13 protein-coding genes and 1 other annotated feature are annotated in these 13,008 nt (G+C 44.3%); of the genes, 5 read left to right on the plus strand and 8 right to left on the minus strand.

Annotation, left to right across the window (positions count from 1 at the left end):
• Positions 1-12 precede the first annotated feature (12 nt).
• The 3 genes from dltB to ACQVGT_RS01375 are packed head-to-tail and all read right to left on the minus strand — an operon-like array spanning position 13 to position 2,875.
• Positions 13-1,200 carry a D-alanyl-lipoteichoic acid biosynthesis protein DltB gene (dltB, locus tag ACQVGT_RS01365; protein WP_003227327.1) on the minus strand — a complete coding sequence of 396 codons (1,188 nt, stop codon included), beginning with the start codon at positions 1,198-1,200 and terminating at the stop codon, positions 13-15.
• A complete protein-coding gene (dltA, locus tag ACQVGT_RS01370; protein ID WP_015385018.1) occupies positions 1,197-2,708 on the minus strand; it encodes a D-alanine--poly(phosphoribitol) ligase subunit DltA in 1,512 nt (503 codons plus the stop codon). The genes dltB and dltA overlap by 4 nt, the downstream gene beginning before the upstream one ends.
• Before the next feature lie 17 nt (positions 2,709-2,725).
• Positions 2,726-2,875 (minus strand): teichoic acid D-Ala incorporation-associated protein DltX, encoded by a 150-nt coding sequence (locus ACQVGT_RS01375; protein WP_003227330.1) that lies wholly within the window; start codon positions 2,873-2,875, stop codon positions 2,726-2,728.
• A gap of 149 nt (positions 2,876-3,024) precedes the next feature.
• On the opposite strand from ACQVGT_RS01375, the gene ACQVGT_RS01380 reads away from it, so the two are divergent.
• The 3 genes from ACQVGT_RS01380 (at position 3,025) to ywaC (ending at position 5,032) form a co-directional block, all read left to right on the plus strand.
• Complete coding sequence (locus tag ACQVGT_RS01380; protein ID WP_003227332.1) at positions 3,025-3,159, plus strand: hypothetical protein; 135 nt, start codon at positions 3,025-3,027, stop codon at positions 3,157-3,159.
• A 163-nt stretch (positions 3,160-3,322) separates the two neighbouring features.
• A complete protein-coding gene (locus ACQVGT_RS01385) occupies positions 3,323-4,258 on the plus strand; it encodes a 1,4-dihydroxy-2-naphthoate polyprenyltransferase (RefSeq protein WP_015250916.1) in 936 nt (311 codons plus the stop codon).
• 141 nt (positions 4,259-4,399) lie between these two features.
• Complete coding sequence (gene ywaC, locus ACQVGT_RS01390) at positions 4,400-5,032, plus strand: GTP pyrophosphokinase YwaC (protein WP_003222250.1); 633 nt, start codon at positions 4,400-4,402, stop codon at positions 5,030-5,032.
• A gap of 28 nt (positions 5,033-5,060) precedes the next feature.
• Here ywaC and ywaD read toward each other — a convergent pair whose 3' ends face one another.
• The 3 genes from ywaD to ywaE form a co-directional block, all read right to left on the minus strand.
• Positions 5,061-6,428, minus strand: a complete 1,368-nt coding sequence (gene ywaD, locus ACQVGT_RS01395; protein ID WP_015483881.1) for an aminopeptidase YwaD — start codon at positions 6,426-6,428, stop codon at positions 5,061-5,063.
• A 154-nt stretch (positions 6,429-6,582) separates the two neighbouring features.
• The gene (gene tyrS / locus ACQVGT_RS01400; protein ID WP_080030703.1) at positions 6,583-7,824 is read right to left on the minus strand and encodes a tyrosine--tRNA ligase; all 1,242 of its coding nucleotides are present in this window, start codon (positions 7,822-7,824) and stop codon (positions 6,583-6,585) included.
• 40 nt (positions 7,825-7,864) lie between these two features.
• Positions 7,865-8,079 (minus strand) — a binding site (T-box leader).
• On the minus strand, positions 8,074-8,589 hold the full coding sequence (gene ywaE, locus ACQVGT_RS01405; protein ID WP_015385015.1) for a tyrZ transcriptional regulator YwaE: 516 nt from the start codon (positions 8,587-8,589) through the stop codon (positions 8,074-8,076). It overlaps the preceding feature by 6 nt.
• A 149-nt stretch (positions 8,590-8,738) precedes the next feature.
• Between ywaE and ACQVGT_RS01410 the strand changes: the two genes are divergently transcribed.
• Both ACQVGT_RS01410 and ACQVGT_RS01415 read left to right on the plus strand, forming a co-directional pair.
• Entirely contained in the window at positions 8,739-9,452 is a 714-nt protein-coding gene (locus ACQVGT_RS01410; protein WP_015483879.1) for a YwaF family protein, read from the plus strand.
• A gap of 109 nt (positions 9,453-9,561) precedes the next feature.
• Positions 9,562-10,422 carry a glycosyltransferase family 8 protein gene (locus ACQVGT_RS01415; protein ID WP_015483878.1) on the plus strand — a complete coding sequence of 287 codons (861 nt, stop codon included), beginning with the start codon at positions 9,562-9,564 and terminating at the stop codon, positions 10,420-10,422.
• Between the two features lie 52 nt (positions 10,423-10,474).
• Here the strand turns inward: ACQVGT_RS01415 and sacY are convergent, their stop codons facing one another.
• The gene (gene sacY / locus ACQVGT_RS01420) at positions 10,475-11,317 is read right to left on the minus strand and encodes a transcription antiterminator SacY (RefSeq protein WP_003244589.1); all 843 of its coding nucleotides are present in this window, start codon (positions 11,315-11,317) and stop codon (positions 10,475-10,477) included.
• A gap of 53 nt (positions 11,318-11,370) precedes the next feature.
• Positions 11,371-12,750 (minus strand): SacY negative regulator SacX, encoded by a 1,380-nt coding sequence (sacX, locus tag ACQVGT_RS01425; protein WP_015385012.1) that lies wholly within the window; start codon positions 12,748-12,750, stop codon positions 11,371-11,373.
• Positions 12,751-13,008 lie beyond the last annotated feature (258 nt).

Here is a 13,008-nt window from a genome sequence, read left to right on the forward strand (position 1 = left end):
TTCTAATCTCCTTTAATGGTGGTGATGAAATGGTTTTCCTGAGAAAATATAAAACCCGAAGCAAACGAAATGGAATGTGATCACAATCGCGAGAATGGTTGTCCAGCGGTTGGACGGCAGCCATTTATATTTCTTATTCCACTTCTCGAAAAAGTTGTAACACGTCATCAGAACGGCATGATAGAGGCCGTAAATGATATATTGCGGCGCGAGCCCGTGCCAAACCCCCATCAGCATAAACAGCAGGAAATACCCGATGTTTGAGACGGCCATACGGTTTTTGATCCACTTTTTCTTAGTCATCCAAAATACGAATCTCATAAACACATAATCTCTGAACCAAAATGACAGAGACATATGCCAGCGATTCCAGAAATCTTTAATATTTTTACTGATAAATGGTTTATTAAAGTTTTCTGGTGATTTAATGCCCATAATGTAGCTGACCCCGACGGCAAACATCGTGTAGCCGGCGAAATCAAAGAATAAATACATGCTGTAGCCGTACATGTACAGCAGGTTCCCAAGAATCTTATTGTGCGTGATTGCGGGAAGATTCATGATGAAGTACGTATTGATCGCGTAGCCGATAATAAATTTATACAGGAAACCGATGAAGATTTTATGGATTCCCGTATACAGCAGGTCGGCGTATTCTTCTTTCGTCCAAGCCTTCTGTTCATCCTTGACGAACCGGCGGTATCTGTCGATCGGGCCGGAGGAAATCGTCGGGAAAAACAGGATGAAATACAGCAGGCGGTGCAATGGCAGCTGTTCTTTCAGCAGTCCGTCTCTTGCTTCCATAATCAGCTGAACGCCTTTAAAGGTTAAATATGAAATACCTAAAAAGCTGATCAGGTTATGCGGCGGATGATGCGGCTGCGGGTGTGAAAGAAACGGCCATATTTTTGACAGAAATAAAGGCAGAATAGACGCGATAACAGCTCCGCAAAAGACAAAGCCGCTGTTCGCTTTCTGCCGGTATGCCAGATAGCCGCTGATCAGGAGCACCTGCCATATTGTAAACAGGCACAGCGCGATGACCCCGTGTAAGTCGTGCGAAAAAATTAAAGCCAATATAATGATAGATATGAACATGTTGTATGCTTGAAATCTTTTTCCGTTTAAGCCGAGAATGATCGTCGGCAGAAGAAGAATGCCAAGCAGTATAAAGAATAAAAACGAGCTGTAAGGCGTCATACAAGAACCTCTTCGCCAATGCGTTTTCGGTCAATTTTGCCGTTAGCCGTCATTTGAATGTGATCCTGATAGATAAATTTTCTTGGGATCATATATGCCGGAAGAGAAGCGGCAAGCTCTTTTTTAATAGCGCTTGTCAGCTGGAATTCCTTCTCGAACTCATGCTCCTCAGGCACAATAGCAGCGATCAGGTACTCAACTGTTCCGTTTGGCTGATAAGGAATCACGACAGCAGAGCGAACGTACTGTGACTGTCTGACATGGAACTCGATTTCCTCCAGCTCCATTCGATAGCCGTGAAGTTTAATCTGAAAATCCAAACGTCCCTGGCAGAAAATCTGACCGTCTTGAATAAAGCCGGCATCGCCAGTTCGGTATGCCCACTGGCCTTCATGGGAGAAAAACGCTTTTTCCGTCAGCTCTGGCTCACCAAGGTAGCCTCGGCTTACACTCGGCCCTGCAATGACGATTTCTCCTTTTTCTCCATCAGGAAGCGGCTGTCCCTCTTCATCCATAATGAAAATATTCATATCTGGTTTGGCGAAGCCCACTGGAAGCGATTCGCTGCGGCTGATGACGTCATCCGTAATTTCAACCGATGTGACAGCCACTGTCGCTTCAGTCGGGCCGTACGTATTAAAAATCTTCGCTTTCGGAAAACGCTCAAGCAGCGCTTTTGCCACAGAAACCGGAAGAACCTCTCCGCAAAACATAAATGTGTCCGCATGAGGCAGCAGATCCTGTGAAAAACCCGGATCCATCAGGCACATTTGCACAAAGGAAGGCGTTGATGTCCACACATTCAGCCCGGACTTCTTCAGCTCTTCAAATAAGACTTTCGGCTTGTTCACAGCATCCTTTGTCACGCAATGTAAAGTCCCGCCTGATTGAAGGCACGGATATAGGTCCATGACAGACAAATCAAATGAGAACGGTGCTTGGTTTAAAAATATTTTTCCTCCGCTGACTGGAAAGTCTGCACAAATCCAGTCTGTGAAGCTTTGAAGGTTCGCAGCGGAAATCTGCACGCCTTTCGGATTTCCTGTGCTTCCGGAAGTGTAAATGATATAAAACGTTTCGTGTTCTTTGACCCATTGATCTTGGCTGACAGAGCTGCCTTCGTTTTCTAGCAGTTCTTCCGCAGAAACTGTCTGAATCTGCTGGCCGACTGCATCAATTGAGAGTCCTGCTGCATGGATCAGCAATTCTGCTCCAGAGCTTTCGATAATTTTCGCAATCCGTTCGGACGGAATGGACAGGTCAACCGGAATATAAGGATGTCCCGCTTTGACACTTCCCAAGAAGGAAACGATCATGTGCGGCTCCATGTGGCCGTACACAAGGATAGGAGATTTCTTTTCCCCAGAAATGCGTTTTTGGATCGCGGCAGCCGCGCGGTCAGACTGCTCCCATAATTCCTGATACGTGAGCGACTGGCCTTGAGAGCGGAAGGCATCGGTTTGCGGATAAGTTTCCGCATGTGTTTGAATAGCATGTAAAAGTTTCATAGTTATTCTCTCTCCAATTAGAAATCGTTATAAATATATGAACCGGTATTCGCGGTGTGAAAACCATACATAAAAAACAAAACAAGCAGTATCATCAAATAAAAGCCTGTATGACATGTCCACTTGACAGCGGGTTTTTCATACAGCTGTTTCATTAATTGCAGCATATCAAAAATTCCCTTCCCGTTTTTTCGACAATCACATGAGTATTTGACGATCAGATGCTCAAAAAGTTTCATTTTTTCCCTAATCTCCCTCAAATTAATATATCGGCGTATGTTTTTGAAAATGAATCTTTATACCTGCAAGGGCAAGAATGGAATGTTTCGAGCTGATTCATAATAAAGGAAAAGATACCTGGAGTCAAAAGATCTTTTTAACTTTTAAAAAGTGTAATGTACTTAAAAAAATTTTTCTGTACCTGTTCGTTCAAGTGAAAGCAGAAACCTAATGAAATCGGGGCGGAAGCGTATAATAAGAAAGAAAACGCCTTCTTGCGGTATCTTGTGAAATAGGGGAGAAGTCATTATGATAGATAAGGAAGCAAAAAAAGGAGTTTTTAACAAGCTGCCGGCTGAAAAAAAGTAAGCCTTTTAATAGAAAGGAAGAGGAAGATGAATCAAACAAATAAGGGTGAGGGTCAGACAGCGCCGCAAAAAGAAAGCATGGGGCAGATCCTTTGGCAGTTAACCCGTCCTCATACGTTAACCGCATCGTTTGTGCCTGTGCTGCTCGGAACCGTTTTGGCGATGTTTTATGTGAAGGTTGATCTGCTGCTGTTTTTGGCTATGCTGTTTTCTTGCCTATGGATCCAGATCGCGACGAACTTATTTAATGAATATTATGATTTTAAACGCGGGTTAGATACAGCAGAATCAGTCGGAATCGGAGGGGCAATTGTACGCCACGGAATGAAGCCTAAAACGATTTTGCAATTAGCTCTTGCCTCATACGGGATTGCCATTTTGCTCGGTGTCTATATTTGTGCGAGCAGCAGCTGGTGGCTCGCTTTGATCGGCCTCGTTGGCATGGCGATCGGCTACCTGTATACAGGCGGGCCGCTGCCGATTGCGTACACGCCGTTCGGTGAATTATTCTCAGGCATTTGCATGGGTTCGGTGTTTGTGCTGATTTCATTTTTCATTCAGACAGATATGATCAACACGCAAAGCATTTTGATTTCCATCCCGATTGCGATTCTTGTCGGCGCGATTAACCTGTCGAACAACATTCGTGATATTGAAGAGGACAAAAAAGGCGGCCGCAAAACATTGGCGATTTTGATGGGGCATAAGGGAGCTGTTACTCTGTTAGCTGCGTCGTTTGCTGTCGCTTATATCTGGGTTGTCGGCTTGGTTATTACCGGTGCCGCAAGCCCATGGCTGTTTGTCGTCTTTTTGAGCGTGCCTAAGCCGGTTCAGGCAGTGAAGGGCTTCGTCCAAAAAGAAATGCCGATGAATATGATTGTCGCAATGAAATCAACAGCCCAAACAAATACATTTTTCGGATTCCTGCTCTCGATCGGATTATTGATCAGCTATTTCCGATAATAAAAAAGACCGCTCGTTTCGTGCGGTCTTTTTTTGTTACAATCGACCGCATTTTGTAAAAAAATTCATAGAACCTTGCAGCAGACAGGGACGTCTAGTACATGGACAGCGGATAAAGTTCCGTTAAAGGAGATGACGAAAATGGATTTATCTGTAACACATATGGACGATTTAAAAACAGTAATGGAAGATTGGAAAAATGAATTATTAGTTTATAAATTTGCGCTAGATGCGCTTGATACAAAGTTCTCAATTATCAGCCAGGAGTATAACCTCATTCACGGACACAACCCGATTGAACATACAAAATCCCGTGTCAAAAGCTTTGAAAGCATCGTGAATAAGTTAATGAGAAAGGGCTGTGAGATTACGACGAAGGAAATGAAGGAGCATATCAACGATATCGCCGGTGTGCGTATCATTTGTTCCTTTATTTCTGATATTTACAATGTTGTTAACGTGTTAAAGCAGCATGAAGATTTGAGAATCGTAAAGGTGAAGGATTATATCCAGACCCCAAAACCGAACGGCTACCGAAGCCTGCATTTAATCATTGAGATGCCTGTGAATTTAACGAACCGTGTGGAATACGTCAAAGCAGAAATTCAAATCCGAACGATTGCGATGGATTTCTGGGCGAGCCTTGAACATAAAATTTACTATAAATTGAACAATGACGTTCCTAAGCAATTAACAGATGAGCTGAAGGAAGCTGCGGAGATCGCCCATTATTTAGATGAGAAAATGCTGGGGATTAAGAAAGAAGTGGATTAGAAAAGACGGCAGCAAAGTGCCGTCTTCTTTATTTGATATCTTCATAAATGTCGGAGGCTTTGGCCTTCATTTGTTTTTTAATGGCTTTTTGTTTCTTCTCTTTTTTCACAGCCTGATAGACAGCGGCTGTCACAAGATCGCCTGCTTGCTGGAGGCGTTCTTTGCTGATATGTTCGATCGAGTCTTCGGGGGTATGATACCATGGCTCAATTTCTTCTGTTTCCGGGTCTCCCCAAATAAAGTTGGCGGAATCAATGCCGGCTTCGTGGAATGGCACATGATCAGATGATCCTCCCTGTGTCAGAGACAGGCTGTCAAACCCAATTTTTTCAGCAGCCGTATGGCTGGATTCCCAAACATAGTTAGATTGGCCGTCCAATGTGTTGACATACAGCTCAGACGCTTTTTCCCAGCTTGTGCCTACCATATCTAAGTTGAAGTTCACTTCGCTTCGTTTCAGCTCTTTTTCCGATAGATGATCTACATAGTGAGAGGAACCGAGCAGGCCGAGCTCTTCGGCGCCGAAAGCGATAAAGCGGATTTCTTTATCAGATGGAACGCTTTTTAAGACACGCGCCATCTCCAGCATAACAGAGGTTCCTGAGCCGTTGTCATTTGCTCCGGGCGAAAAAGGAACACTGTCGTAATGGGCCGTCACGTACACAATGTCTGGATGTTTGATGTTCTTTGGTTTTTTGATTCCGATGATATTCTGGGAGGTTTGGTCTGTGAATGCTTTTAGTTTTAAGGTGGCTTCTTTTTGCTGGGTAAGCGCTTCGCCGTCTTCTTTCTTAATGCCGACGACCGGAATGCCGACTTTATTTCCCGACAGGTTTGGCGTCATAGGCACGAGGCTTTCTTTGTTGTTATAAATGATGACAGCTTTCGCTCCGGCGGCTTCGGCATTTTTGGCTTTCTCGTAATAAGTCAGGTCTCCTCTGGAAATTAAGGCGATTTTGCCCTTGGCGTCAGCGGTAAAGTCCTTTTGATAGCCCAATCCCGCATTGTAAAGCGGGGCCGTCAGCCCTTGTTCTTTAGTCGGAGCTGAACCGGACGCCGCTTGGAGAAGAATATCGCGTCCTGCTGAAGACAGTGTTCCCTCAAGCCGGTCAGGAATGTTGAATCGTTGAACCTTCACATCAAGCTTTAATTTTCTCAAGGATGAGGCGATCAATAGGGCACTCTTTTTTTCAGCTGCAGTTCCAGCTATTCTGGGGCCGATTGCTTCACTTAGCTGAGAAATGGTAGAGTACGCATGTTTTGCTTTGAATGGAAGCTCGCGCTCGCTATTTGATATTTGTACAGCGTGTGCGGCAGGGGTGACACTCTGTGCCGGCAAGAGCAGTGTGCCGGCAGTTAAAACAGCCATCGTCATGACAGTCAAAAGCTTTTTCATCAAAAATAAACCTCCCCTAAATGTATGGTTGGGGAATATTTCGGGATGCTAAAGGAGTTTCCTGCAAGATGAAGAGCGTTTTTGAAAAGACAGTGCTTTATACCTGCAAAAAACGCTTATGAATGAAGGGTCATAAGCGTTTCGGAATATCAGACTATTGGAGCTTTAAAAACTTGCGTTTGCCGACTTGGATGATCATATTCTCTCTTATCTCTGCTTTGGCGTGAACATCTGTTATTTTCTCTCCGTCGATGCGTACACCGCCGTTTTGAATCATGCGGCGCGCCTCGCTCTTCGAAGAGAGGAGCTTTAGCTTGACGAGCAGATCAATCATCGCTATCGTTTTTTCGCCTTTCCAGTTTACGGCCGGTATATCTTCCGGCAGGCTGTTTTCCTGAAAGACTGTTTTAAACGAGTGTTCGGCAGCTTCTGCTGCTTTCTCTCCGTGATACATTCGGACGATTGTTTTGGCTAAAAGCATTTTAGCATCACGCGGATGAACGGCGCCGGTTTCTAAGTCTTTTACGAGCTGTTTTTTCTCTTCAAGCTCTAAGTCTGTCGCCAAGTGGATGTATTTTTTCATCAGGCTGTCGGGCAGTGACATCGTTTTTCCGTACATGTCGTTTGGATGTTCGTTAATGCCAATGTAGTTGTGTTTCGACTTCGACATTTTCTCGACGCCATCCAAGCCTTCCAAGAGCGGCATAAGGATGACGACTTGTTTTTCTTTGTTGTATCGTTCTTGAAAATGCCGTCCCATGAGGACATTGAAATGCTGATCCGTTCCGCCTAATTCAATATCACTTTCGAGAACGACAGAATCATATCCCTGCATCAATGGGTAAAAGAATTCATGCAGTGAGATTGATTTTTGCATGGCGATGCGTTCTTCAAAATCGTCGCGCTCCATCAGGCGGGCTACCGTTATTTTCCCTGCTAATTCAATGACATCTTCCAGATTCAATGTTTTCAGCCATTTCGAGTTGTAGTGAAGCTCGACTTTTTCTGGATCAAGCACTTTTCCGAATTGCTCAAAGTAGGTTTTGGCATTGTGCTGAACTTCTTCATTAGTCAGTTGCTTTCTGGCTGCCGATTTTCCGGTCGGATCACCAATTTTTCCTGTGAAATCCCCAATTAACAGCTGGACAATGTGGCCGTTTTCTTGAAATTGGCGAAGCTTATTTAACACAACCGTATGGCCCAAATGTACATCCGGTGCAGACGGATCTAATCCGAGCTTAATTTTAAGCGGCGTGCCCGTGGAAATTGATTTCACGAGCTTTGCCTTTAATTCCTCCGGCGGTATGACTTCGTGGGCGCCTATCATGTATAGCTGAAGCTGTCTTTCTACCTCTTTTTGCTGTGACGCTGTGAGCTGCTCAAATGTTTTCATCACTCTTCCTCCTTTTTTTCAAACACAAAAAGAGCCCATCCCGATAAGGGACGTGGCTCAATGCACGCGGTACCACCCTGGTTGAAGACATCGTCTTCCGCTCATTCGAATAACGGTTTCCCGTTCTTTGCTACTTTTAAGGTTCACAAAGAAAGCTCGGGGAGGTAATTCACGTTTGCTGTGTGCCGGCTCGCACCTTCCGCCGGCTCTCTGAAACAGGGAGACAAACCGCTACTGGATTCCCGTCAAAGCTTATGTTGTATGAAGATTGTCAGCTACCTTTCTAAGCAGCCCTGTCAATATTTTCTGTTCGTCCTTCGTCATTCCTGCGATGAGCTCTGTTTCCCCTTTGTGAAACTCCGGGTAGAGTTCTTCGATCGCTTGTTTGCCGGAATCTGTGATAGAGACAAACACGAGTCGCCGATCTCTTGTGTCCATGCTTTTACGGCAAAAACTCTTTTTTTCGAGCGTTTTGATCACGTTGCTTGCTGTAGCTGTAGATATCCCTGACAGCTCAGCGATTTTTCTCGTTTCGAGCGCTCCCCATACCCATAGATCATAAAGAATGGAGAAAGCGGTCCAAGAAAGGTTATAGGAAGAAAGAACCTCAGTCTCCATTTTGACACGGAGCCTTTGTGCAGACCGATACAGATTCGTAGCGATCGAAATGGCTTCCAGGTTGAGTGACTCGACGGGCATTTGTTTGAGCTTAGAAAGTGTATCGTGTTCTTCCTTCCGAAGCTGCTGATGTTGATGTGAACGTTCCATTTTTTAGGCCTGCCTTAAATTATCAGAATCATTAGCTATGAAACGAATTTTAACAGAGTCTGGTGTGAACTTCAAGCCCATATATCGGTTGAATAAAAAAAGCCCAAACAACGCCAAAATAAACAAAAAACCGCAAACGGGGTGCAATCTTGCAAAAATATGTTCAATCCGTCTATAAGCATGATCCGTTTCATCTGTTTTCGACAGAGCATGTAGTGACGTTAGCGATTATCGCCCTTTTGGCCATTCTGTTGTTTTTGTTCCAAGATGGGGTCAAGCAGCCGAGGGCCAGCCGGTTTTTGCGTTCTCTGTTTGTGTTTCTTTTGCTTGGTTCGCAAATCGGCTATCAAATATGGATGGTCGCCACGGGCAGGTGGTCGGTGCGCACTTCATTGCCTCTCCAGCTTAGTGACCTGTCGGTGTATTTGTCAGCTATTATGTTAGTGACAAAAAGCAGAAAGCTGTTTGTGTTTTTGTTTTTTGTCGGCATCGGCAGTTCGATTCAGGCTCTTGCCACTCCTGACCTTGGTATGTTTTCATTTCCGCATATCCGATATATCCTCTTTTTTATTTCTCACGGGTCTGTGTTTTTATCCTGTCTTCTGATGGCTGTGATTGGTACCTACAGAATGGGCCAGCGCTCGTTATGGGTGACAGTCCTGCTTGTTAATGTGTACGGCGTCTGTATTTTCCTGATTGATCGCTGGCTTGGCGCGAATTATATGTATTTGACGAAAAAACCGGGCGGATCCTCTCTCTTAGATGTTCTCGGGCCATGGCCGTGGTATATCGTCTCGGCTGAAGCCATCACAATCGCAAGCTTTTTCATTCTTTATTGGCTTTATCGCATCTTCAAAAAATGACACCTTTTTTGTTGTATCACACATTCTGTTTAAAAAAATGTCGGAGAACGTGTTTATTTTTTTGAAAAAGGGTATGTAACTTGTACAACAAAAAGGGAGATGAATACCATTGAGGAAAGATGAAATCATGCATATCGTATCATGCGCAGATGATAATTATGCTCGTCATTTAGGTGGGATGTTCGTTTCTTTATTGACTAACATGGATCAGGAGAGAGAGGCAAAATTATACGTCATTGATGGCGGAATTAAGCCTGATAACAAAAAAAGACTGGAAGAAACCACTTTGAAATTCGGAGTGCCGATTGAGTTTTTAGAAGTGGATACCAAAATGTATGAACATGCGGTAGAGAGCAGCCATATTACAAAAGCCGCGTATTACCGCATTTCGATTCCTGACTTAATTAAGGATGAAAGCATCAAACGAATGATTTACATCGATTGTGATGCGCTTGTCCTAGAGGATATTTCTAAGCTATGGGACTTAGACATTGCGCCATACACCGTAGCCGCTGTTGAGGATGCGGGGCAGCATGAACGCCTGAAAGAAATGAACGTCACTGATACAGGGAAGTATTTTAACTCAGGTATCATGATTATTGATTTTGACTCTTGGAGAAAGCAAAACATCACAGAAAAAGTCATCAACTTTATCAATGAACACCCAGACGAAGACTTTCTTGTGCTGCATGACCAAGATGCACTGAATGCGATCTTGTATGATCAGTGGTATGAACTTCATCCGCGCTGGAACGCTCAAACCTATATCATGTTAAAGCTGAAAACCCCACCGACTCTGTTAGGGCGGAAGCTTTACAACGAAGCGAGACAAAACCCGGCAGTCGTCCACTTCTGCGGCGGTGAAAAGCCTTGGAATTCTAATACGAAACACCCATATCGCGATCAGTATTTCCATTACATGTCGTATACGAAGTGGAATACGATCAGCAACCCGGCGATCAACCAATAATACAGGTATAAAAAAACGCTTTTGAGATGATCAAAAGCGTTTTTTGTTTGCCTCAGCGTGCGACTGACCGTTGGTAGAACCGCTGAATATGCATGGCGATGTAGCACAATTCTTTTTCAGGAAACTCAAAGCCGTATTCCTTCTTCACAAAGGTGCCGATGCTTAGGGCACACAGGAAGGCATCCTTAAACTTCTCTTTAATGATGTCGATCATTTCTGCGTCCAGCTCGTAAATGGATTCGCCTGCTTTGATATGCTGAATGGCAAAGCGGAGATGGGTCACGAGCCGTTCATAAGAGATGGTATCTTCAACGATATTAATAGACAGTTGAATTTCGATAATCTCGATAATATCACGGATCATGGTTGTAATATCAAGCGTTTGTGTCATATCGCCAGCATTGTTTCTTGCTGTGTGGATATGCATGGCGATATTGCCGATTTCATCATCAGGAATGTGAATCCCCAGTTTATCTTTAATCAGGGCTCTGGCCCATAAGCCGATCTGGAACTCCTTTGGATAAAGGACTTTGATTTCATTCAGCAGCGGATTTTTGATAACCATCCCATTGCTCAGGCGTTCGATTGCAAAAGAAAGATGGTCTGAAAAAGCGACATGAATGCGCTCGTTGATTTTGATGTTCAGCTCTTTTTCGGCATGAGAGATAATTTGCTCAGAAATCTGAATGTGGTCTTCAGGCAATGTTTCTAAAATCTCTTCGAACTGCTTATAGTCAGGTGTATCTTTTCTGATAAAGGTTTTTTCTATTTTTGACGGATCGACAATGTCATTCTTCTTTTTGTTAAACGCAATTCCTGCACCCAAGAGAATCTTCTCTTCATTTTGATCCTTTACGACGATAGCATTATGATTTAAGATTCTTTTAATTTTCATAGCTTTTTTGTCCTTTCATCCCCCGTTTTATGAATGAAATCGAATAAATCCAGTTATTCTGTCTCTTCTTTAAACCCGAGAAACAATGTAGCTATAAAAGCAGAGACGGCTGCGATCAAGAAACCGATCATATAATGAACAAAATTCGCGGCGCCAAACGGCAGCACAATTGAAATCATCGGAATGCCTGTCAGCCCGTATGAATTTGCCACAACTTGTACCGCAACCACGTATGCTCCGCCAATAGCACCGCCGATGGCTGCTCCGATAAAGGGACGGATCAGTTTGAGATTTACCCCGAATACAATCGGCTCAACAATGCCTAAAAACGCGGTCAGAGAAGCGGGGAGCGCAATTTTCTTCAGGCTTGATTGTTTCGTTTTGAGGAATACCGCAAGCCCCGCTCCGCCTTGGGCCACATTCGCCATCGACCATATCGGCACTAAAAAGTTGACACCGACATGCGGATTAGCAAGCAGCGTTGCCTCAATTGCATAAAAGCTATGATGCAATCCAGATAGGACAATGGTAGAGTAGATGCCGCCGAAAAGGGCTCCGGCGGCAATGCCGGCGTGATCATAAATAAAGACGATCGATTGTGTCATGATCTGGCCGATGATGGACGCGGCGGGATTCATCACAATCAGCGCGAGGCATCCTGTCACCATGACCGTAATAAAGGGAATGATCACGACATCAAGCGACTTCGGCACAATCGATTTTAATAGCTTCTCAATTTTGCTCATGACAAAAACGGAAAGAAGAATCGGTATCATGGAACCCTGATAGCCCATCATTGGGATATGAAGCCCCCATATGTCTAAAGAAGACGGGGTTTTGCTGCCGAGCATAGACGGGTCCAGCAGATCAGGATGCGTCAAAAGCCCTGCAATCACTGCCCCTAGGTATGGGTTGCTGCCAAATTGCCGTGCGGCACTGAAGCCAACTAAAATTGGCAGTAAAATAAAGGCTGTGCTGGACACGAGGTCGAGCATTTTAATCCATGGGCTGCCGGCAGCGAACCAATGAAACACCTTAATCATGCCGATCAGCCCCATAAGCAGGCCGCTTGCTGTTATTGCCGGAATAATCGGCACAAAAATATCGGACAGTGTTTTTGCAAAAGCTGCGGCAGGGTTTAGCTTCCGGCTGGCTTTTTTCTGGTGGACAGGCTCTTCTGAAGGCGCGGTCTCCCATACATGAACGACTTCTTTATATATTTTGTTGACGACGCCTGCTCCGAAGATAATCTGGAAAAGGCCATAGCGGAAAAAGGTACCCTGCACACCTTGCAGATTCTCAATGGCATGTATATCAATTTTCGTCTCGTCCTTTACATCAAAACGAAGACGGGTCGTACAATGGCTGATGCTGATAATATTGTTTTTTCCTCCTGCGAGCAGCAGTAATTCTTTTGCAATCTCTTTATGCAAGCAATCAAAACCTCCTTTGCTGAAGAAAAGTCGGCTTGTTCATCGTATCAAATGAAAAGTTGACAATCAAAATGAAAAAAGTGAGAAATACCGGCTGAAAATGACAAAAATGCCCGCGTCAACGACGGAGCATGAGAATAGGGGTTGTCCAAGGCGCCGTTATGAGCCCAACACGAAAAGAAGAGTTAAAATGCCCTGCTTTTTAGGCACTAATACTCCCTTTGCATCATTGGGTCTTGCCTGCCTGCCCAGTCACAA

Source organism: Bacillus sp. SCT118, from assembly GCF_058566435.1.

Coding starts and splice junctions, on each gene's coding strand:
- ywaD (WP_015483881.1), bottom strand. CDS start 6,428: ATGAAAAAGCTTTTGACTGTCATGACGATGGCTGTTTTAACTGCCGGC.
- dltB (WP_003227327.1), bottom strand. CDS start 1,200: ATGACGCCTTACAGCTCGTTTTTATTCTTTATACTGCTTGGCATTCTT.
- sacY (WP_003244589.1), bottom strand. CDS start 11,317: ATGAAAATTAAAAGAATCTTAAATCATAATGCTATCGTCGTAAAGGAT.
- ACQVGT_RS01375 (WP_003227330.1), bottom strand. CDS start 2,875: ATGCTGCAATTAATGAAACAGCTGTATGAAAAACCCGCTGTCAAGTGG.
- ywaE (WP_015385015.1), bottom strand. CDS start 8,589: ATGGAACGTTCACATCAACATCAGCAGCTTCGGAAGGAAGAACACGAT.
- ywaC (WP_003222250.1), top strand. CDS start 4,400: ATGGATTTATCTGTAACACATATGGACGATTTAAAAACAGTAATGGAA.
- ACQVGT_RS01385 (WP_015250916.1), top strand. CDS start 3,323: ATGAATCAAACAAATAAGGGTGAGGGTCAGACAGCGCCGCAAAAAGAA.
- ACQVGT_RS01380 (WP_003227332.1), top strand. CDS start 3,025: ATGGAATGTTTCGAGCTGATTCATAATAAAGGAAAAGATACCTGGAGT.
- dltA (WP_015385018.1), bottom strand. CDS start 2,708: ATGAAACTTTTACATGCTATTCAAACACATGCGGAAACTTATCCGCAA.